The 17632-nt window shown below is 67.7% G+C and carries 18 protein-coding genes and 1 pseudogene; 5 read left to right on the top strand and 14 right to left on the bottom strand.

Translation table 11 applies throughout. From position 1 onward, the window contains the following. Positions 1 to 57 precede the first annotated feature (57 nt). The 5 genes and pseudogenes from ACZ7MX_RS20950 to ACZ7MX_RS20930 all read right to left on the bottom strand — a co-directional run bounded on the left by ACZ7MX_RS20950 (position 58) and on the right by ACZ7MX_RS20930 (position 4147). Positions 58 to 1953 carry a hypothetical protein gene (locus ACZ7MX_RS20950; RefSeq protein WP_472134166.1) on the bottom strand — a complete coding sequence of 632 codons (1896 nt, stop codon included), beginning with the start codon at positions 1951 to 1953 and terminating at the stop codon, positions 58 to 60. A gap of 11 nt (positions 1954 to 1964) precedes the next feature. After that, positions 1965 to 2299, bottom strand: a pseudogene (locus ACZ7MX_RS20945) (RRQRL motif-containing zinc-binding protein). Next, positions 2296 to 3363: a hypothetical protein gene (locus tag ACZ7MX_RS20940; RefSeq protein ID WP_472134544.1), complete on the bottom strand. Its 1068-nt coding sequence runs from the start codon at positions 3361 to 3363 to the stop codon at positions 2296 to 2298. Before ACZ7MX_RS20940 ends, ACZ7MX_RS20945 begins: the two are co-directional and overlap by 4 nt. Positions 3364 to 3425: 62 nt before the next feature. Further along, positions 3426 to 3881: a Pycsar system effector family protein gene (locus ACZ7MX_RS20935; protein WP_472134164.1), complete on the bottom strand. Its 456-nt coding sequence runs from the start codon at positions 3879 to 3881 to the stop codon at positions 3426 to 3428. Further along, positions 3878 to 4147 (bottom strand): DUF6284 family protein, encoded by a 270-nt coding sequence (locus ACZ7MX_RS20930; RefSeq protein WP_329128056.1) that lies wholly within the window; start codon positions 4145 to 4147, stop codon positions 3878 to 3880. The genes ACZ7MX_RS20935 and ACZ7MX_RS20930 overlap by 4 nt, the downstream gene beginning before the upstream one ends. Before the next feature lie 735 nt (positions 4148 to 4882). Between ACZ7MX_RS20930 and ACZ7MX_RS20925 the strand changes: the two genes are divergently transcribed. Continuing rightward, positions 4883 to 5650 carry a helix-turn-helix domain-containing protein gene (locus ACZ7MX_RS20925; protein WP_472134162.1) on the top strand — a complete coding sequence of 256 codons (768 nt, stop codon included), beginning with the start codon at positions 4883 to 4885 and terminating at the stop codon, positions 5648 to 5650. Then, a complete protein-coding gene (locus ACZ7MX_RS20920) occupies positions 5647 to 6120 on the top strand; it encodes an NUDIX domain-containing protein (protein ID WP_472134161.1) in 474 nt (157 codons plus the stop codon). The genes ACZ7MX_RS20925 and ACZ7MX_RS20920 overlap by 4 nt, the downstream gene beginning before the upstream one ends. On the opposite strand, the gene ACZ7MX_RS20915 is transcribed toward ACZ7MX_RS20920, so the two are convergent. From ACZ7MX_RS20915 to ACZ7MX_RS20900, 4 genes are all read right to left on the bottom strand, one after another. Beyond that, entirely contained in the window at positions 6108 to 6674 is a 567-nt protein-coding gene (locus ACZ7MX_RS20915; protein ID WP_472134160.1) for an HD domain-containing protein, read from the bottom strand. The two genes, ACZ7MX_RS20920 and ACZ7MX_RS20915, sit on opposite strands and share 13 nt — an antisense overlap. Before the next feature lie 10 nt (positions 6675 to 6684). After that, positions 6685 to 7134, bottom strand: a complete 450-nt coding sequence (locus tag ACZ7MX_RS20910; RefSeq protein ID WP_472134159.1) for a GntR family transcriptional regulator — start codon at positions 7132 to 7134, stop codon at positions 6685 to 6687. A 698-nt stretch (positions 7135 to 7832) separates the two neighbouring features. Then, positions 7833 to 9971 (bottom strand): DEAD/DEAH box helicase, encoded by a 2139-nt coding sequence (locus ACZ7MX_RS20905; protein WP_472134158.1) that lies wholly within the window; start codon positions 9969 to 9971, stop codon positions 7833 to 7835. Beyond that, entirely contained in the window at positions 9950 to 10801 is an 852-nt protein-coding gene (locus ACZ7MX_RS20900) for a HamA C-terminal domain-containing protein (RefSeq protein ID WP_472134156.1), read from the bottom strand. The genes ACZ7MX_RS20905 and ACZ7MX_RS20900 overlap by 22 nt, the downstream gene beginning before the upstream one ends. 800 nt (positions 10802 to 11601) lie before the next feature. On the opposite strand from ACZ7MX_RS20900, the gene ACZ7MX_RS20895 reads away from it, so the two are divergent. Next, positions 11602 to 12102: a VOC family protein gene (locus ACZ7MX_RS20895; protein ID WP_472134155.1), complete on the top strand. Its 501-nt coding sequence runs from the start codon at positions 11602 to 11604 to the stop codon at positions 12100 to 12102. 167 nt (positions 12103 to 12269) lie between these two features. Here ACZ7MX_RS20895 and ACZ7MX_RS20890 read toward each other — a convergent pair whose 3' ends face one another. Together ACZ7MX_RS20890 and ACZ7MX_RS20885 are read right to left on the bottom strand one after the other, a co-directional pair. Further along, entirely contained in the window at positions 12270 to 13133 is an 864-nt protein-coding gene (locus ACZ7MX_RS20890) for an alpha/beta fold hydrolase (RefSeq protein ID WP_472134154.1), read from the bottom strand. Position 13134: 1 nt separating this feature from the next. Then, positions 13135 to 13788, bottom strand: coding sequence for a MarR family winged helix-turn-helix transcriptional regulator (locus ACZ7MX_RS20885; RefSeq protein WP_472134152.1), 654 nt, complete (start codon positions 13786 to 13788; stop codon positions 13135 to 13137). 114 nt (positions 13789 to 13902) lie between these two features. Between ACZ7MX_RS20885 and ACZ7MX_RS20880 the strand changes: the two genes are divergently transcribed. After that, positions 13903 to 14289 (top strand): hypothetical protein, encoded by a 387-nt coding sequence (locus ACZ7MX_RS20880; protein ID WP_472134151.1) that lies wholly within the window; start codon positions 13903 to 13905, stop codon positions 14287 to 14289. Between the two features lie 14 nt (positions 14290 to 14303). On the opposite strand, the gene ACZ7MX_RS20875 is transcribed toward ACZ7MX_RS20880, so the two are convergent. Next, positions 14304 to 14960: a nucleoside/nucleotide kinase family protein gene (locus ACZ7MX_RS20875; RefSeq protein WP_472134149.1), complete on the bottom strand. Its 657-nt coding sequence runs from the start codon at positions 14958 to 14960 to the stop codon at positions 14304 to 14306. 53 nt (positions 14961 to 15013) lie between these two features. Then, positions 15014 to 15517 (bottom strand): cupin domain-containing protein, encoded by a 504-nt coding sequence (locus ACZ7MX_RS20870; protein ID WP_472134147.1) that lies wholly within the window; start codon positions 15515 to 15517, stop codon positions 15014 to 15016. A 92-nt stretch (positions 15518 to 15609) separates the two neighbouring features. Here ACZ7MX_RS20870 and ACZ7MX_RS20865 point away from each other — a divergent pair, with 92 nt between their 5' ends. Further along, a complete protein-coding gene (locus ACZ7MX_RS20865) occupies positions 15610 to 16278 on the top strand; it encodes a TetR/AcrR family transcriptional regulator (RefSeq protein ID WP_472134145.1) in 669 nt (222 codons plus the stop codon). 134 nt (positions 16279 to 16412) lie between these two features. On the opposite strand, the gene ACZ7MX_RS20860 is transcribed toward ACZ7MX_RS20865, so the two are convergent. Continuing rightward, positions 16413 to 17624, bottom strand: coding sequence for a methyltransferase (locus ACZ7MX_RS20860; RefSeq protein WP_472134143.1), 1212 nt, complete (start codon positions 17622 to 17624; stop codon positions 16413 to 16415). Between the last annotated feature and the right edge of the window lie 8 nt (positions 17625 to 17632).

The raw sequence follows: 17632 nt of genomic DNA, 5'->3' as shown, positions 1-17632 counted from the left end.
CCGCAGGCCAGGCACCGGCGGTCGGTGCCCGGCCTGCGGCGATGACGGGCAAGCGGGTTACTGCCAGTTGGCGGACTGGTCCCACTTGGCGCCCTGGATCGTGGGGTTCTCGATGTTGTCGATCTGCTCGGCGTGGATGATCCGGTACAGCGTCGGGATCGAGTCCAGGCGTCCGGCCAGGGCGTGGGCGTAGACGGCGGTGTCGTCGTACGCCTCGGGGATGGCCGCGTTGACCTTGAAGCTCTCCCGGCTGGAGTGCGCGGCCATGGCGATCACGTCGCCGATGGCGCGCTGGATCTCCGCCAGGCTGTTGATGGTGGCCTCGTAGCCGACCATGTTGCCGGCCGGGTTGAGGACCATCATGGCGCCGGCGGTGCGGACGGCATCGGCGGCGTACTGCAGCGGCAGCGCGGGTTCGATGGAGGACACAGGAACTCCGTTCGTCGCGGGGGTGGTGATGCGGGTCGGGCTGTGCACCGCCCGGTGCGCTCCGGCCGTCCGGCCGCCGGTCGGTGCCGTGCGGCGGGTCTTGGGCGGGGTGAGGGTGGTTCCGGCGCCGGTGTGCCGGTACATCCAGCGGTTCAACCAGCCCCAGGTCCCGGCCCAGGCAAGGGCGCGGGCGGCGGGGGTGGTCAGGGTGTGGAAGACGCGGGCCAGCGGGCGCAGCCAGTTCGGCCCGACGGTGGAGAAGCGGACCGAGCCCAGGGCCAGATGCCCGTTGAGCAGGGCGCGCGAGCCGTAGCGCCAGGCATGGGCCAGCAGCGGCGAGCCGTGCCGGGCCACCAGGCGGGCAGTGGCCCGCAGCGGGGTGGCGGCCTTACGCAGCCGACCCCGGGTCAGGGGGCTGAGGTGCTGGCGCAGCTTCCGCCCCACCCAGTACGAGCCTTGCTTGGTCAGGCGCGAGCCGTGGCGCAGCCCGCGCCAGGCGCCCCGCAGCTTGGACGTGGTGTGCCCTGCGTTGCGCTTGGGGCGGCTCTTGAGCTTGCCGGGGTTGGGCTGCTTGCCCGACTGCCCCCGGTTGCGCAGGGCAGCCTGGGTGAGGGCTTTCGCGGCCTTCCGGGCCCGCCCGCCGGCCGAGGTGGCGCTCTGCTGCGGGGCGGGCTTGTAACCGCCCTTGCTGTTGCCCGGCTGCTGCCGGCCGCCGCTCTTCGGCTGCTTGGCACCACCTGTTCGACGCGCCCCGCCCTGCGGGGTGTTGACGCCGGCCGCGGTGGTGGGGGACTTGCGGCTGAACGTCCGGGCCAGCCTTCCCGCGGCGCCGGAGAGCGTCGGGGCGGCGCCCCCGCCCGTGTGCTTGCGGAGCGACGCGCCGCCGGTCGGCTTGGGTGCCGTCCGCGGCGCCGCGCCGCTGGGGGTGGTGCGGCGGCCCGGCCCGCCCAGCGCCGCCGCGTTCCGTCCCAGCGCGCCCGGCTGATGACCGGAAAGATTCGGCGTGGCCGCGCCCAGCGGCTTCGGCTTCGCGGCCAGACCACCGGGCTTCCGTGAGGTGCCACCGGCGCGGCCGACTGCCGACGGCGTGCCGCTGGGCGGCTTGCGCAGGGACGGTCCGGCCCCGGACCGGGCGGCAGGAACCCTCCCACCGCCACGTCCCGCAGGGCCGGAGGCAGCACCGCCACGGTGGCCGGTGCCTGGTGCGCGCAGCGAGGCACGCCCCAGACGGCCCGAGCCTGCCCGCCGAATGCGCCGCCCGGCCCGCACGGCCAGCGTGGCTGTGGCGACCGCGGAGCAGGCGACGATGGCCAGGAGGACGGCGGGCAGGCCGAATTGATGGCAGAGCCAGCAGAACCCGATCAGGCCGGTCAGCGCTCCGCCGGGGATCAGCACCCCGGCCAGCGTCTGCCCCGGCGCGGAGGCCGGTTCCTTGGTCTGTGCGGCCGGCTTCGGCTGCTGCTTGACGGCTTCGGGGGTGGTGGTGGGGGTGGGTGGTTTGGTCTCGGTTGCGGTTGAGGGCATGGGAGCCTCCTTCATGCGGCCAGCGCGGGAGCGTCCGCGCAGGGCACACACACGCCGAGTGAGGTGGAGAGGGTGTAGCCCGCGTCCCGCCCGCAGGCGGGACAGGTGCGGCGGGCGGCGTTCGCCTTGGCCAGAGCCGCGCATTTCGCCGGGGTCATGGGCCGGACGGGCTTGGCCTGGTCGATGCGGTAGAGGTAGCCGACCAGCGGCCCGCGCCGACGACGGGCCGCTCGATCTGAGCGACCACCGGCTGGCCGCCCGGCCGCAACCCCATCGCGCGGAGCTGGCGGCGGGTGGCCAGGCCGTCCGGGGCCAGGCGCCACCGGTAGACGGGCAGGGCGGTCACGGGGTGCTTTCCTCCTGCGTCATCAGCACACCCCAGGCGGCGCGGACACGGTTCTCCGCGCCGACGTAACCGGCGTCCCGGAACGCGGCGGCGGCCTGCCGGTAGGACAGCGGCGGATCGTCCGAGTACCGCAGATACCGCAGCGCCACGACCAGTTGGTCATCGGCGAGCGGTTCGGCGGGCTTGGGAGTCGTCACGCCCGCGACGGCGGCGATGTCCTCCAGCGTGACGGCACCCTCGCTCGCGCCAGGCTCCTCCTCCGGCTCACGCTCGGCCGGCGGCGTGTCCTGGTCCGGCGTGACGGGCGTGACGGGCGTGACGGGTTCAGGGGTCACGGTCGTCACGATCGGTGTGACGGCGCCTGTCTCACCGGGGCTGACCTGTGTGTCGTCCTCGTCACGCGAGGGCACTGAGCGCTCCAGCTCCGGCAGCGCCAAAGGGCCGACGGCCGTGGCCGCGTCCGGCGTCACGGCGGGCGTGACGGGCCGCATCACGGTGAACATGTCGGCCAGGGCCGCGTCGGCGCCGTCCGTGACGCGATCGCGCTGGACGCCCAGCAGCCGCGTCCCCAGCGACGCATCCCCGACACCGACCTTGCGGGCCAGGCGCCAGGACCGACGCTCCGAACGCTTCCGGACCGATTTGTCAGGGTGGTTGGCGGAACGTGCCCGGTGATAGGCCAGCGCCTGAACGACGGAGGCTGCCTTTCGCTCGGCTTCAGCATCCCGGCCGTCGGTGTGGACCACGATCCGACGGGCCAGGAACGCCATGCCCTCCGCTGACACGCACATGCCCATCGGCGTCACGGCATAGATGACGGTGCGGCCCGGATCGTCCCCGGCCATGGCCGCCATCACCGACGCGGCCGTCGGCAGCGCCCACAGCCCGGCCCGGATCACCAACGGCGACGACTGCCCCAGCAGCGTCAGGCCCAGCAGGACCAGCGCCAGAACGGCGGTAGCGCCCTCACCGGCCGCGACCGCGCCCAGCGCGGTGCCCTTGCCGTAGGCGCGACTGATGTTGGTGAACGTCCCCACCCCACCAGCCACGCCTGTGGCGAGCATCGGCACGAAAGCCGCACGCAGGACCCTCTTCTGCACCAGGGTCAGGGACTGCCGGACAGCGGTCACGATGCACCACCCCACGCGATCACCGCAGCGACCACCAGCAGCCCACCGGCAACGCAGGTGAGGTCGATGGCGCACCGCAGGCGGCTGAACTTAGCGACGGCGATGCGGGACAAGGCGGCGATGTGCGCGGGCCGGTCGTCCTGGCTCAGCGCGTCCCGGATCTCGTCGGGGGTGAGGGTGGCCCACTTGGGGAAGCCCTGCGGGCGGGCGCCACCGAGGTCCGGGCGGACCGTCCGCAGCAGGTACGTGGCCGCGGCCAGCAGCACCACCACCCCGGCGGCCCCGAACACCATGGCGGCCGGGGGCAGGTGGACGCTGGTGGCGACCGTCCAGGCGCCGGCCAGCATCGCGCCGGTGAACGCCAGCAGCAGACTGGCCTTCGTGTCCGTACGGGCAAGCTCCGCCTTGACCTCCGCGTGCGCCGCGGTCAGCGCGGTGTCCTGGTAGCTCACGCCCCCACCTCCGGCACGAACGCCGCGGCGGACAGGTTGGCCAGGTCCCGGCGGGCCGCCAGCACCCGGCGGCGGGCCCGGCGGATGCGCTGCTCGTCAACCTCGGACGGCGTCCGGTCGAGGATCATGATCTGCGCGTCCAGCAGCTCGACCTCCGCCGAGATGACCGGCATCTCCGCCTCGATCGCATCCAGTTCAGCGGCCGTCGGGCCACCGGTGGGCGGGTTGGCGGTAACAACCGCCTGAAGTGCAACGATGGTCTTCATGGGTCGTGATCCCTTCGAAGGTGGACGGCCCGAAGCGGCCCCGGGATCGCCCCCCGGGGCCGCACGCCGTTGTGGAACCAAGTGGATTCCGGCTCCCCTCAGCCCCGCCCGTACGAGCCGTCCCCACACGGGGAGCGCCCGAACGGGCAGAGGAGGCAACCGGCCGCGGCTATCCCGCGGTAGCTCCGGATGAACCGCGCGCGGCGGAGCGCGGATGTCTCCGGCGCCGCCCCGGGCGGGACGCAAAGGGCATCACTGCTGCCTTACCGGTCCAGCATCGGCAGCGCCCTACAGATGTCGTGTCACGACGACTCCTCTGTGGAAGCGGACATGAACAGGTGTCTCCTTCGGGAACACGGGCTCCCGTTTCAGGCGTATGGAGACGTGACCTCTCGGTCTAAGCCCTCCCGGATGCAAAGGGCCCGGGGTCCCTCGCCCCCGCCGAAGCGGGGCCTCATGACCCCGCCGAAGCAGGGCCCTTTAGTCGTGCATTTGCGCAGGTCAAGCAATGCGACTTCCGGAGCCCAGTGGTGGCGCCCCGCGGCATGAGATACATGTAATACCTGTATCTCACGTGCTGTCAAGAACCCGCCCTCAGAAGGGCGTTCTCTCGGCGTGCTTCCAGATTGCTGCCTGAACGGCAGACGTACGACCGCCCCCATGGACGGCTCCGGGACGGCTGGCTAGGGTCGAAGTCGTCCCAAGACGTCCCAACGCGTAGGGAGAGACGGGGAGATGGCGAACGAGCGACTTCGTGGCGCGATCACCGAACGAGGGCTCACCATCGAGACCGTCGCCGAACGCCTCGGGGTGGCCAGCAAAACCGTCGAACGGTGGATCAACCAGGGCCGCAAACCGTATCGCCGCTTCCAGTACGCGGTGGCTTCGCTCCTCCGCTACGAGGTGTCCTACCTATGGCCCGACGAACGGACGATGGCTGAGGTTGCGTCAGCCGGCGGCGCAGAGCTGGTGAAGCTGTACCCACACCGTTCAGCGGTGCCCCCGCGTCTCTGGCCACAGCTTTATTCGTCGTCCAGGACGTACTTCGATGTGCTGGTCTACTCCGGGTTCTGGCTGACTGAAGATCCCGAATTCCTCCGCCTGGTCAAGGAAAAGTCGGCGGATGGCGTACGGGTTCGTTTCATGCTTGGCGACCCGGACTGCCCCGAGGTTGCGACCCGTGGTGCAGACGAGGGAATCGGCGATGCGATGGCCAGCAAGATTCGCAACGCCTTGATGAACTACCGCGGGCTCTTCGGCCTGCCGGGCGTCGAGTTCCGCTTGCACAGCACGACCCTCTACAACTCCATCTACCGTGCCGACAACGAACTACTTGCGAACGGCCACGTATACGGAGTTGGTGCCTACCTTGCCCCTGTTCTCCACCTACAGCGCGTCCCTGGTGGCGAGTTGTTTGATACTTATGCCGAGAGCGTGGAGCGCGTGTGGGACTCTGCCCGCGTGATCACCTCACCAACCGACTTCGCGGAGGTTCAGGCGTGAGCCGCAGGGACTACTTCAACGACCCGGAGGCCCCGAAAGCCAACTCTGTGGTGCCTTCGGTTACTGCCGTGGTCCGGGATGAGGACGGGCGACTCCTACTCATCCACAAGACTGACAACGACCTGTGGGCCCTCCCCGGGGGAGGCCATGACGTAGGCGAGTCGATCGCAGAGACCGTCGTCCGGGAGGTCGAGGAAGAGACCGGCTTTACGGTCGAGGTGGACGGTGTCAGCGGGCTCTACACGGACCCGCGCCACGTCATGGCGTACGACGATGGAGAAGTCCGGCAGCAATTCTCCATTTGCTTCCGCGCGCACCTCACAGGCGGCTCGCTGCGTACCAGCAACGAATCGAAAGAGGTCCGCTGGGTCTCTCCGGCGGACCTCGACCGGCTCGACATCCACCCCTCGATGCGGTTGCGCATTGAGCACGGACTGGATGACTCACGGACGGTGCCCTACATCGGCTGACCCGCGCCCACTGCGGCCATCCGCTGTTCCACCCTGCTCGCGGCAGCGTGAATCTCGGGTGCCGCCCGCTGGATGAAGCGCCCCACGATGGTGTCCGGACCATAGCGCGCCACGATCTCGTTCAGACGGTCGGCCGGCGCGGTGTGGCCGCCGTCCGGCGTCGTCGTCATGTCGCAGAAGATCAGGGCGTCCACGAGCTCCGGACGCTCCATCTCGAACTCAGTCGCCAGCTCGTCACGCAGTCCCCGCTCTTCCGCTTCAAGCAGTGCGCAGGAATGGTGGGCTACCAGGCGAACCACCCGTTCGTCAAACGACTCCTGCTCGCGGAGAAACCGGGCACCGTCGAGCGGATGGAACCCTGTCGTAGCGATCGATGGCGAGTAGCCGACGTCGTGGAGGACCGCGGCGGCCTCCATGACGTCGGCGTCGCGGCCGAGGATGGGGCGCAGGGTCGCCGCACGCTTGGCGACGCCGAGCGAATGCGCCCAGCGGCGCGGGAGGGGTTCAGCCAGCATCGATTCCGAGAGGGTAAATGCCTGCTCTGTGAGTCCCATGGGCTCCAGCCTACGAATCGTGTGTGCTCGCCGGGAGGGCGCGGACGAACCGCCCCTTCCCGTGCACAGCTTCCAGTAGCCCCTGGCCTTCCAACGCCGATAGAGCGCTCCGCAGAGCTGTCCGCGAGACGTCGAATTCCTCGCAGAGCCGGGCCTCGGACGGGAACGCGTCACCCGCGGTGAAGCCGCGCTGCGCGATCATGTCGCTCAGCCTTTGCGCCAAGGGGCGCCGCTCGCTGCCGTCGCTGACCACGCGGCCAATCCCTGGCTCGGAGCGGATGAGACCTTCCTTCTCCAAGATCTCCAAAGCGCGTCGTACGGTAGTCCGCGCCACCCCGTGCTCACGCATCAGCGCGGCTTCGGAAGGGAGCCCCTTCTCAGCGAAGTGCCCCTTCCCGATCTCCTTGCGCAGGGCATCCGCAATCAACAAATACGTCCCGCGCGGACTCGCTCCCGGCATCTGGTCCCCTCTCACCCGCTGATGTGCCGCATGGCAAGCGTCGCACAACGGGTATCAGGGCACCGCTCGCCGGGCAGGTGCCGCCGGCGGGTCCGCGAGCGGCGGGGGTGAGTGCTGGCAGCCTTCGGTACAGGACGCCGGCGGGGTTCTCCCGGGATGCCGGTCTGCCTCAGCTTCCGTCTCATGCATCTCCGAACGGTGATTCCGTGGTTGGGCGGGTGCCGTACACATGGCCGCAGCTCAGAGCCGCAGTCTCAGTGGTGGGCTCGATTGGTTCATTCGGCGCTGCGCAACAACGACACGGCCAAGGGAGACCGGCCGGTCCCGAACCCGCCGCCGCTCATGTCTGAAGGTCCGGCGGGAGGGCGTACTCCCGAGGGCCCCTGGTGACCCGACTCCGTGCCAGAGACTGACCGCCGCTTCGCAGCGGTGGCCGCACCCGTCTCCGCATCGGCCCGAGCGGCGCTTGACCGCTGTGTATAAACCAGTGGGGCCCAGTGCGCGCAGTGGCGAATTGGCCTTGCGCGGTGCCGTAGGTCGTACTGCCGCCCAAGAAATTGCCTTTTGATCCCACGCGAGACGATCCAGCTCCTCTGCTCCTGCACCGCCAGGGGCAACGTCACCGCTGCCAGCCCCCTCGACGATGTCCTCACGAGTTCTGCTCACGGGAGTCGGCCAGTGCATCGCCATGTATTGGACTAAAGAAACTCAACGAACGCTCGATAGAGACCAACTTCGAAGTCGTCCATTGTCTCCTCCCGCGCCCGACTCAGACGCTCCAACAGATGGTCCATCGTCTCGGCGTTGTAACTGCGGCCTTGCAGGATCTTCATGGCCACCTGAACAGGGAGGCCATAGTCTTCCACGTCGGCAACGAAGCGGGGGAGGAAGAACCCCTTTGCCGAAGTCGCGTATGCAGAGTAGTCGCAACCGTCGAACCCCGCCTCTTGAAGTATCGGCCGCACGACACTTTCCAATGCCATGAGGAGGCGAGGGAATGTGAACCCTGGCCAGTACCTCAAGAAATCTAGAACGTTCTCGACTGCATCGTCAGGTTCTGGCGTCTCATACGGGTTGGCAAGTTCGCGCGCGATCAGTTCGTGAACGTCACCTTGCGCACCGTTTACGACATTCATCCTCAAGGCAAGTTGACGGGCAGATGCGACGCCGTGCAAACGCCCCCTGATTGGGTGAAGAAAATTAACAATCAGCTCACAACAAGCCTCAAGTTCCTCGTACTGAGGCCAACCGCTCCATGCCAGATTTTCGGCGAGCCGTGAGATGCTGCGCCGCACATACTTTGCGAGATTGATCTGACTCTGCGGATCTAGGCCGCTGTTCTGCTTGAGCACCTCCAGGGGAACTTCAGTTTGCGAGTGATACTTTTCAATTCTCTCGCGTGAACTGGGCAGCAATCCGGGTTCATCAACTTGAATTAGGAGGCTGTCCGGCACGCTGGGACCTTGGCTGTACAGGGGAACGTCAACGGTCGGGAGATCCTCCTGAGGCGGTGCCCTGAACAGGTAAACATTCCCCACGAAGTGCCGCATCATCCTGCCTGATCGACCTTTAATGTTCGAGAATGTGAAGAAGTCGAGATTCTTGCGGTTCAACTTGTGGTCGAATACCACGACATTCTTGGCTGAGGTATTAACCCCCTCAATCAGAGTTGATGTGCAAACCAGGAACTTCAGGTGCCCTGCGTTGAAGGCACTCACCTGGTACTGAGCCAATGCTCGTGGGATCTTTCCGTGGTGGACACCGATTCCTTTCGGAATCGATTTACACAGCGACCATTCCGGGTGATAGTTTTCCCCGATCCAATCGGCGGCTGATTGCAGCTCGGAGGCGGGCTCACCCACGCCGGCAGCAATCAAGTGTCGGGCCACGACGCGCGCACGCGCGGGAGACTGGCAGTAAATCAGCGTTGGCCCGTCCAGCTGCATGCACAGGCTTGAGAGTGCCTCGAGCTCTCCTCCCTTCGGGGGAGTGGGCATGAGCGTCACGTCGCTGACTACAGTCGCAAAGCTCGTGGAAATAAAGCTCGCTGCGAAGTCCTGTGGGAGCGACGCAGCCAGCGCGTGGATATTCGGCCCCGCCAAGTAGAATGTCGCTTGTGTGCGCATCAACCTTTGCAGTGCTTGGTTCAGCAGGATTCCGCGGTCTGTTTCACCTCGACTGATGTCAAGCTTGTAGAATTCATCAATCATGAATAGGTCGAGTTCTGGAAGTTCGGGGAGGTCGAGAATCCGCTCTTGTGTCATTACCAGAAGATTGCGCTCCCCCAGAGGCTGGGTCGGATGCGTGATAATCCGGTATTGTCCCCGGAATCGAGAGAGTCGCTTGCGCGTCTCATCGATTAGAGCGATGGTAGGCAACACCACCGCCACATTACTGAACTTGGCGGACGCGATTAGCGCGTCAAGCACCAAACTCTTACCGAAGCTTGTCGGCGCACTGAGGATTACGTTCTCCCCTGACATCAACCGCTGGTAGACCTTTGCCTGTACTTCATGGAATACAACGTCCTCGTTGTCGTAATCCAAGGGGCGGTGGGCCTCGTAAGCGATCAGGTCGGGGAGTGAAAGGTTGGACGGGGTGGCATAAGGGAAGAGCCCGGCAGTACGTAGCAGGGAATCAAGCAACTCGCTGTAACCGCTGAATTGCGATGGCTGATCCAAGATGCGCAGCAGCAACTCCCTAGCGGACGACTGTTGCTGCGCGTCGCGAATCAAGTGGGAGATGAGTTTGAGAATTTCGAACTGACGCCCCTCCGGCCTGCCATGGGTGAGCAAGTCACGGGCCATGGGAACGGTCAGGCTGTTGCTTCCTGCCAAAGCTTTAGCCTTTCATGTAGGGCATCAATTAGGGATTTCTTCAGATGCAGTGGCACAAGGATCAGACGGATGCGCACCTTGCGGGGTAGACCAGCAGCAACGAAAGCGCCCCAGCCCTTGCGGACTTCTTCCTCGAATGCAGCTCTGTAGGCTTCCCTGGTTTCACTCGAACCCTTAGGGTCACCGGATAGCTCTGCAACACGCGCTGCTACGGCCGGGCTGTCGTATGTGAGCAGGACAGGGATAGTGATACTCTCGAATATCTCATCAAGGCTGACATCCTCATGGATCATACTGAGCAGCTTGGGAGCATGCTTCCACGATCTATCGATTTTCCCTTCGACCGCAAGAAACTCGCCGCGTAGATAGTTCGAGTCGATATGATCGTGAAGCTCCGCAACGACATCCCGAATAGCGCTGCTCAACCTATTATAAAACTTGACCTCACCCAGCCATAGCTCCAGCCCCGTACCGTTGTCAACGATATGGACGGCATCAAACCCCTTCACGGTCTCGTTGCTGCCATCTTTGAAATAGATCTTACTGAGCGCCGTTTCAGTCTTAAAAACTTCACGAAGAGCCATATGCAGAAGAAGTTCACCGAACTCACCTCTTCTTGCATATTTTTCCGACGTGTAAATCTTGCGCATTGCGCGACCTACCATCAACATGCCTGTATCCGAGTTGAACTCCTGGCGCTCGGAATGGGACAAGGCGAAGTCGATTACGTCGTCAAATAGTCTCTTGGCCAACTGCCGGGTCCGCCACTGCCCAGATTCGAACCCAGCGCAGATCCCGGATAGGGGCGGATCGATGGAAGCGTCATCCACGATCACCTCAAGGAAAGCGCGTTGTACCTGCACCTGGGTGCCCCCCGAGGGTCGTCTCAGTAAGGTCTCCCCCTCCCTCCCCGAGAGGTGGTGACCCGAAGCGTCGGACCAATGATGCCGGGTTTGACCGCTCCCGTCTGCAACCTCACCGATGTCAAGGTCGCCGATTGGAGCGGTGCCTGCTCCCCCGAAGCCGCAACGGCGTCTGTCGTCATGGGGCGACTCTAGGGCGAGCCACTGACAACAGCCGTCGACCAGGCGGCTAAGCCAGTCGTCCTCTCCTGGTCCTCGGAGTGGCCTGAGGGAACCCGCGCACGGTATGCGATGCGGGCACTGTGTGCTCGCCTCCCCGCGGTCTGACAGCAGGTTAGTGCTCCAGCCGGCGCCATCGACAAGGTCGCGCTGCCGCAAGCCTGGGTGCCTGCGGGCGAGACGTCGACGGGTGGAGGAGGTCACCGACGGCAGTAGGTGACGGCAACGCTCGTGGACACCGATGCATGAACGGCCACAAGGATGCACCGGCCGGGGCTTGATGGATGCGCGACTCGAAGGCCGACGAGACGTTCGATCGAACTTACAAAGCAGATGTCACAGGTTCGAATCCTGTTGTGCCCACCCTTACCGACCATGAGGTCAGCAAGCCCCCGACTCGTTCGAGTCGGGGGCTTTTTGCGTGCTGGGGCGGTGGGGCGGGCGCTGTTGTGTGGGTGGGGGTGGGAGGTATGGTGAGGCTCGGTAAGGATTGAAGTTTCAAGTAAATGCATGGCAAGTGAATGCTCGTGGGTCAGGAGGAGGGGTTCATGGCTGTGCGGCGGCTCAATCATGCGGTGTTGTATGTGCGGGATGTGGCGCGGGCGGTCGCTTTTTACACCGAGGCGCTGGGGCTTGTGGTGGATGTTGAGATGCCGGGGCGGGCGGCGTTTCTCAGTGCTCCCGGGTCGCTCAATGATCATGACCTGGGATTGTTCGCGGTGGGGGCGGGCGCGCCGGGGCCGGAGGGTGGGCGGGTCGGGCTGTACCACCTGGCGTGGGAGGTCGGCACGCTGGGGGAGCTTGCGGCGGCTGAGGCGCGGCTGGTGGAGAGGGGGGCGCTGGTCGGCGGCAGTGATCATCTCGTCTCCAAGTCGCTGTACGGCAAGGACCCGGACGGCAACGAGTTCGAGGTGATGTGGCGGGTGCCGCGGGAGGACTGGCCGGGGCCGGACGAGTCGGACCGGCTGCGTCCGCTTGATTTGGCGGGGGCGTTGCGGCGTTGGGGGCCGGATCTGGTGACGGGGGCGGCGGCCGGCTCGGCGACGTAGTGAGGTGTTCGGCTGGGGGTTGCCCGGAGTGGGGTGAGGGTTGCTGGGTCTGGCTCTGGCCAGTACCTCGGCTCTGACCGGCAGCTCGGCTCTCGCCAGTACCTCGCCGACCGGGTCGTGCTTCTCGGCGAACCGCTTGACCTTTCCGGGCTCCTGGGCGGTCGCGGCTAGTGGCCCAAGGGGGAGTAGTTCAAGGTCGAGAGGAAGGTGTGGAGTTCCTGGTCGAAGAGGGGGGTGTTCTCCAGGTTCACCATGTGGCCGGCGCCGGGTATGCGGATTCTTCGGGCGCCGGGGACGGTCAGCGCTATTGCATGGGCGTTGGCGGCGATGTCCGTGCTGTCGAGGTCGCCGTCGAGGACGATCGTGGGGACCTGGATCTCGCCCAAGCGGTTGATGGCCCCGACTTCGAGGGGGATGCCGGCGCCCGCGCCGTCGGCGTGGACCATGACGTTGGCCTCGGCCGAGGCGCGCATCCGCTCGCGGAAACCCGGGTGGACGGCGGAGGGTTGCCGATGGGGGCCGTCCACCCACATCCGGAGGAAGTGCTCGACATAGCGCTCCGCGCCGTCCGGTGCGCCGATCGCGGCCACCTGCTCCTTGATGTGCGCCAGGACGAAGGGATCGGTGAAGGCGCGGCCGCTGATCCCCGGGGAGGCGAGTGCGAGGGCCGCGACCCGGTCGGGGTGGGCTATGGCGGTGTCCAACGCGACCCGTGAGCCATGGGAGAGGCCGACGAGGACGGCACGGGGTACGTCGAGGGCGTCGAGCAGGGTGATCAGGTCGTCGTGGTTGGCGTAGTCCCCGGTGACCGTGGACGACAGGCCGTGGCCCCGTGAGTCGTAGCGGATCGCGCGCAAGCCGGAGTTCACCAGCCAGCTGAACTGCTCGTCCCACATGTGCTGGTCGAGCATGCCGCCGTGCAGCAGCACCACCGCGGGTCCCGAGCCGGCCGTCTCGTAGAACAGCTCGCCGTCCTCGACCGGCACGATCCCGTTGTCGATCTCGGACCAGTCGGTGAGGGGCTGGGTCATGTCACGACCGTCCTTTACGTGGGGCACGGCGGCCGCCGAGGGTGTCCGGATCATCCTTGATATCACCTGTCTCGCGAATGCCCGGACTGTCGCGACGGGCTGAGGTGCGGTGGGTATCGGAGGGCGTTGCGGGGGCGGAGGGGGTGGACGCCAGGTGGTGGAATTCCTCGCCGATCCGGTCGAGCACGTGCAGTGCGGTGTGGACGTCTGCGGCGGGAAGGTCGGCCAGGCGCTGCCGTAGTTCCGTGGCTTCGAAGTCCTGGATGCCGCGTATCACCTTCGTGCCTTCTGCGGTGAGCTCGATCAAGGACGAGCGGCGGTGCGCGGGGTTGGGGGCCGTGACGACCAGGCCCAGCTCGGCGGCGTGATTCACCCAGCGCTGGACCGGCTGCCTGTCGAGCCCCATGGTGCGCGCCAACTGCGGCACCGTGCGCGGGCCTTCGGTGCGCAGTGCGTCCAGCAGGGCGTGTTCGCCTGCGGTCAGGCCCGTGCCGGCGAGCTCGCGCTCCACCGCGCGGACGACCGTGCGGTGCAGTGGCCACAGGCGGCGGATGACGCCGTACAGCAATTCTTCGGTGGGGGTCGCCCGCGCGAAGTCGCCGGCGTCGTCATCGGCATCGTCAGCGTTGCGTCGATCCCTCTCAATGACACTCATGATGTCATGATGACATCGCTGATGTCCTTTGGAAAGGGGTGTGGATGCGGAGAGGCTGGGCTTGCGGGAGTGTCGAAGGGGCTTGAAGGGGCTTGAGGCAGGAGGGAGTTGGTCGTGCGGGTGAGGCTGCTGAGGGTGGTGGGGGTGACCACCGCCGTCTATGGGGTGGCGGTGTCGGTTGTCCCTGATCTGTTGGCCCGGCCTTCGGGGCTGGTCGACGAGGAGGGGCGGGTCGCGCCGGCGACCCGGATCTCGTTGCGTCCGCTGGCCTGGCGGGATGCGGCGAGTGGGCTGGCGCTGGCGCTGGCGCCCGAGGGCCCGGCGCTGCGTACCGCCGCGTACGTCCGGATTGCGGCGGACCTCGGGGACGCCGTCCTGCTCGGTCTGACGTTGCTGGACCGCGACCGGAGGCGGAAGGCGGTGGCGGTGTCCGTGGGGTGGGGCGCGTTGTCCTTGCTCGGCCTGGTGGGCCGGGGTCAGGGCGAGGCTGATGGCGGGTAGGGCAGGGAGGGGTGTCAGTCGGTCTCTGGGGGCGGGGCTTCCTCGGGGGTGAAGGTGATGACCAGGTCGGCGCGGCGCCGGGTCGCCGCCACTACGCGGGCGTTGGCCTCGTCCGAGGCGTGCACGAAGCGCTCGGCGTCGGCGCGGGCGCGGCCGAAACGCTCGTGACGGTCGACCAGCCGCCGGATCCGCTCCTCGGTGTCCAGCTCCACGTACCAGACCTCGTCGAGCAGCTCGTGCACCCGCGCCCAGGGGCCTGAGTCGAGGAGGAGGTAGTTGCCCTCGGTGACGATGAGGGGGATGTGAGGCGCCACGGGAATGCTGCCCGCGACCGGTTCCTCGATGCGGCGGTCGAAGGCGGGGGCGTAGACGGCGGTGTCCGGCTCGGGGGAGCGCAGGCGGCTCAGCAGCGCGGCGTATCCGGCCGGGTCGAAGGTGTCGGGTGCGCCCTTGCGTTCCGTACGGCCGAGGCGGTGCAACTCCGCCTCGGCGAGATGGAAACCGTCCATCGGGACCAGCGCCGCCTGGCCGGCCAGCCCCGCCACCAAGTGGGCGGCGAGGGTGGACTTACCGGCACCGGGCGGGCCGGTGATGCCCAGCAGCCGGCGCTCGGTGGGGCGCGCGGAACCGGCGAGTCGGTGGGCGCGGGACAGGAGGTGCTGGAGGTCCATGGTGCGCCCATGGTGCCTGACGGGAGGGGCGGGCGCCTCTCTGGCCGGAGCCGTCAGGTCCGGTACTCCATGCCGTGTTTCGCGCCGATGCGGTTGAGGCGGTCGAGGTCGGGACGGCCGTCCTTCATGGCGACCGGGCCGGCCTCGAACATGTCCTCCATGAAGGTGTCCCAGCCGCCCGGCGAGGAGATCTGCAGGCAGCGGGCGGGCGGCTGGGAGGCGTTGCGCAGCGCGTGCGGTACGCCGTGCGGCAGCAGCACGCACATGCCAGGGGTCAGGCGATGGGTGGCCCCGTCGAAGTCGACCTCCATCTCGCCCTCCAGTACGTAGACGAACTCATCGGCCTGGTGGTGGACGTGGGGCGGGATGTCCACGTGGAGCTGGTTCTCCAGGATGGCGAGCCGGCCCTCGGTGTCGCTGGTGCGGGCCTTGACGGCGAGGCCGGGCGGTAGCGGGACGCGTCCTGGCCGTCGGTCGCCGGGCCGGAGGGCGAAGAAGCGGGCGGTGGAGGGGGAGAGGGAGGGGTCTGGTGCGGGGGCGGGGGTGGAGGGAGCCATGGGGGTCGCTGGTCCTTTCATCGAAGGAAGGTACACCGGAAGATGAACCGGAATCCGATTCCGTATTGGGAGCGTAGCAGTAGCATCGGCGTGTGGCACGCTCCTCCTCCTCTTCGGCTTCCTCGTCTCCTTCGTCCCCCTTGTCCGCCCCCTCCTCCCCGTCCTCTACGGGCCCTTCGGATGCTTCGGGCTCTTCGGCGTCCTCGACTCCTCAGCGCAGGCCGCGTGCGGATGCCGAACGCAACCGCGCCCGTGTCCTCGAAGCCGCGCGGGAGGTGTTCCGTGCGCGCGGTGACGAGGCGCAGATGCCGGAGGTCGCGCGGGCGGCAGGGGTGGGCATCGGCACGGTCTACCGGCACTTCCCCAGCCGGGCCGCCCTGATCGCCGCCGTGGGGGAGCAACGGCAGGCGGAGATCGTGGAGTTCGGGCGCGGCCGCTGTCTGGCGAGGGCGACGGCGGCGGAGGGGCTGGTCGCTTTCGTCGAGCACATCGGGGAGGTGCTCGACGCGGAACGAGGGCTGTCGGCGTCCATCGAGGCGGCGTTCGGATCCACCGAGCCGACGGGGGAGGGGCGGGCGCAGGCCGAGGCGGTCGCCGGCCAGCTGCTCGCCCGGGGGAAGGAAGAGGGCACGGTGCGCGCGGACGCCGAGGTCGGCGATGTGGTGATGATCGTGTGCGGGCTGGCGGCGGTGATCCGTAACGACGCGGGGGACTGGCGCCGTTATGTGCGCACCGCTTGTGCGGGGCTGCGGGAGCCGTAGGGGCGCGGCAGCAGGAGCAGGAGCAGGAGCAGGAGGAATAGCAGGAGCAGGGGGAGCAGCAGGGGCGGCAGGGGCGGGAGTGGTACCGCGTGTGCGATGCGCTTGTCCCTCCCCTGCTGCCGGAGCGCTGCGGGTTACGGCGTGTCTGCGGGCGCCGCGCGGTGGGCGAGGCCCAGGCGCCAAAGGGACGTCACTTCGGCCATGCGGGCCACGTGGAGCGGGTCCGAGGTGTCACGGGCGCGGGGGTGCCGTGGGGCGATGTCGAGGCGGCCGAGGACGGTGAGGCCCGCTTGCGCGATGGTGTCGAGGAGTTCGGTGCGCGGGCGCAGGCCGAGGTGTTCCGCGAGGTCGGAGAGGATCAGCCAGCCTTCGCCGGTCTCGGTGAGGTGGTCGGCGAGGCCGTTGAGGAAGCCGTGCAGCATGCGGTTGCCGGGGTCGTAGACCGCGTGCTCCACGGGGGACGTCGGTTTCGCGGGCACCCACGGGGGGTTGCAGACGATCAGTGGGGCGCGGCCGGACGGGAAAAGGTCGGCCTCGACCACCTCCACCCGGTCGGCGACGCCCAGCCGCTCGGTGTTCTCGCGGGCGCAGGCCAGCGCACGGGGGTCCTGGTCCGTGGCCACGACCCGGCGTACGCCGCGCCGGGCGAGGACCGAGGCCAGTACGCCGGTGCCGGTACCGATGTCGAACGCCAGGTCCTGGGAGGGGAGGGGAGCCTCGGCGACCAGGTCGATGTATTCGCCGCGGGCCGGGGAGAAGACGCCGTAGTGGGGATGGATGCGGTCGCCGCCGAGCGCCGGGATCTCCACGCCCTTCTTGCGCCATTCGTTGGCGCCGATCAGGGCGAGGAGTTCGCGGAGCGAGACGAGGGAGGTGGCGGGGGTGCCGTCCGCGGCCGTGGCCGTTTCCGTGACCCCACCCGGCGTGGGCTCCTGTGCAGGGGGCCCGTAGGCCCTGGTGCAGGCCTCGCGGACGTCGGGGGCGCGGTGCAGCGGGACGGCGTACGACGCATCGAGGGGGATCAGCAGCATGCCCAGGATGCGGGCGCGGTGGTTCTGCGCGGCGCGGTGCACATGGAACGCCTGGGTGGCATCGGCGGGCAGCGGTTTGCGGGGGCGGCGGTCGATGCGGTGGGCCATTGCCGTCAGGAGCTGGCGGGCGTTGTGGAAGTCGCCGCGCCACAGCAGGGCGGTGCCCTCGCAGGCGAGTTTGTAGGCGTCGTTGGCCCGGGTCCGGTCGTCGGCGATGACGATGCGGCGGGGTGGCGGGGAGCCGTTCTCGGAGTGCCAACGGGCGGAACGGGGCTGGTCGGCCTCGGTCCAATGGACGACCGGCGGTTGGTTCACCGAATGTG

Source organism: Streptomyces sp. NPDC107765 (assembly GCF_055657085.1).
Note: the sequence above shows the minus strand (reverse complement) of the source record. Positions and strands in the feature narration are given on the sequence as shown.

Excerpts from the sequence above, each read along its gene's own strand:
- ACZ7MX_RS20950 (WP_472134166.1), bottom strand. The coding sequence starts at position 1,953 with ATGCCCTCAACCGCAACCGAGACCAAACCACCCACCCCCACCACCACC.
- ACZ7MX_RS20940 (WP_472134544.1), bottom strand. The coding sequence starts at position 3,363 with ATGCTCGCCACAGGCGTGGCTGGTGGGGTGGGGACGTTCACCAACATC.
- ACZ7MX_RS20930 (WP_329128056.1), bottom strand. The coding sequence starts at position 4,147 with ATGAAGACCATCGTTGCACTTCAGGCGGTTGTTACCGCCAACCCGCCC.
- ACZ7MX_RS20925 (WP_472134162.1), top strand. The coding sequence starts at position 4,883 with ATGGCGAACGAGCGACTTCGTGGCGCGATCACCGAACGAGGGCTCACC.
- ACZ7MX_RS20915 (WP_472134160.1), bottom strand. The coding sequence starts at position 6,674 with ATGGGACTCACAGAGCAGGCATTTACCCTCTCGGAATCGATGCTGGCT.
- ACZ7MX_RS20910 (WP_472134159.1), bottom strand. The coding sequence starts at position 7,134 with ATGCCGGGAGCGAGTCCGCGCGGGACGTATTTGTTGATTGCGGATGCC.
- ACZ7MX_RS20895 (WP_472134155.1), top strand. The coding sequence starts at position 11,602 with ATGGCTGTGCGGCGGCTCAATCATGCGGTGTTGTATGTGCGGGATGTG.
- ACZ7MX_RS20890 (WP_472134154.1), bottom strand. The coding sequence starts at position 13,133 with ATGACCCAGCCCCTCACCGACTGGTCCGAGATCGACAACGGGATCGTG.
- ACZ7MX_RS20885 (WP_472134152.1), bottom strand. The coding sequence starts at position 13,788 with ATGAGTGTCATTGAGAGGGATCGACGCAACGCTGACGATGCCGATGAC.
- ACZ7MX_RS20875 (WP_472134149.1), bottom strand. The coding sequence starts at position 14,960 with ATGGACCTCCAGCACCTCCTGTCCCGCGCCCACCGACTCGCCGGTTCC.
- ACZ7MX_RS20870 (WP_472134147.1), bottom strand. The coding sequence starts at position 15,517 with ATGGCTCCCTCCACCCCCGCCCCCGCACCAGACCCCTCCCTCTCCCCC.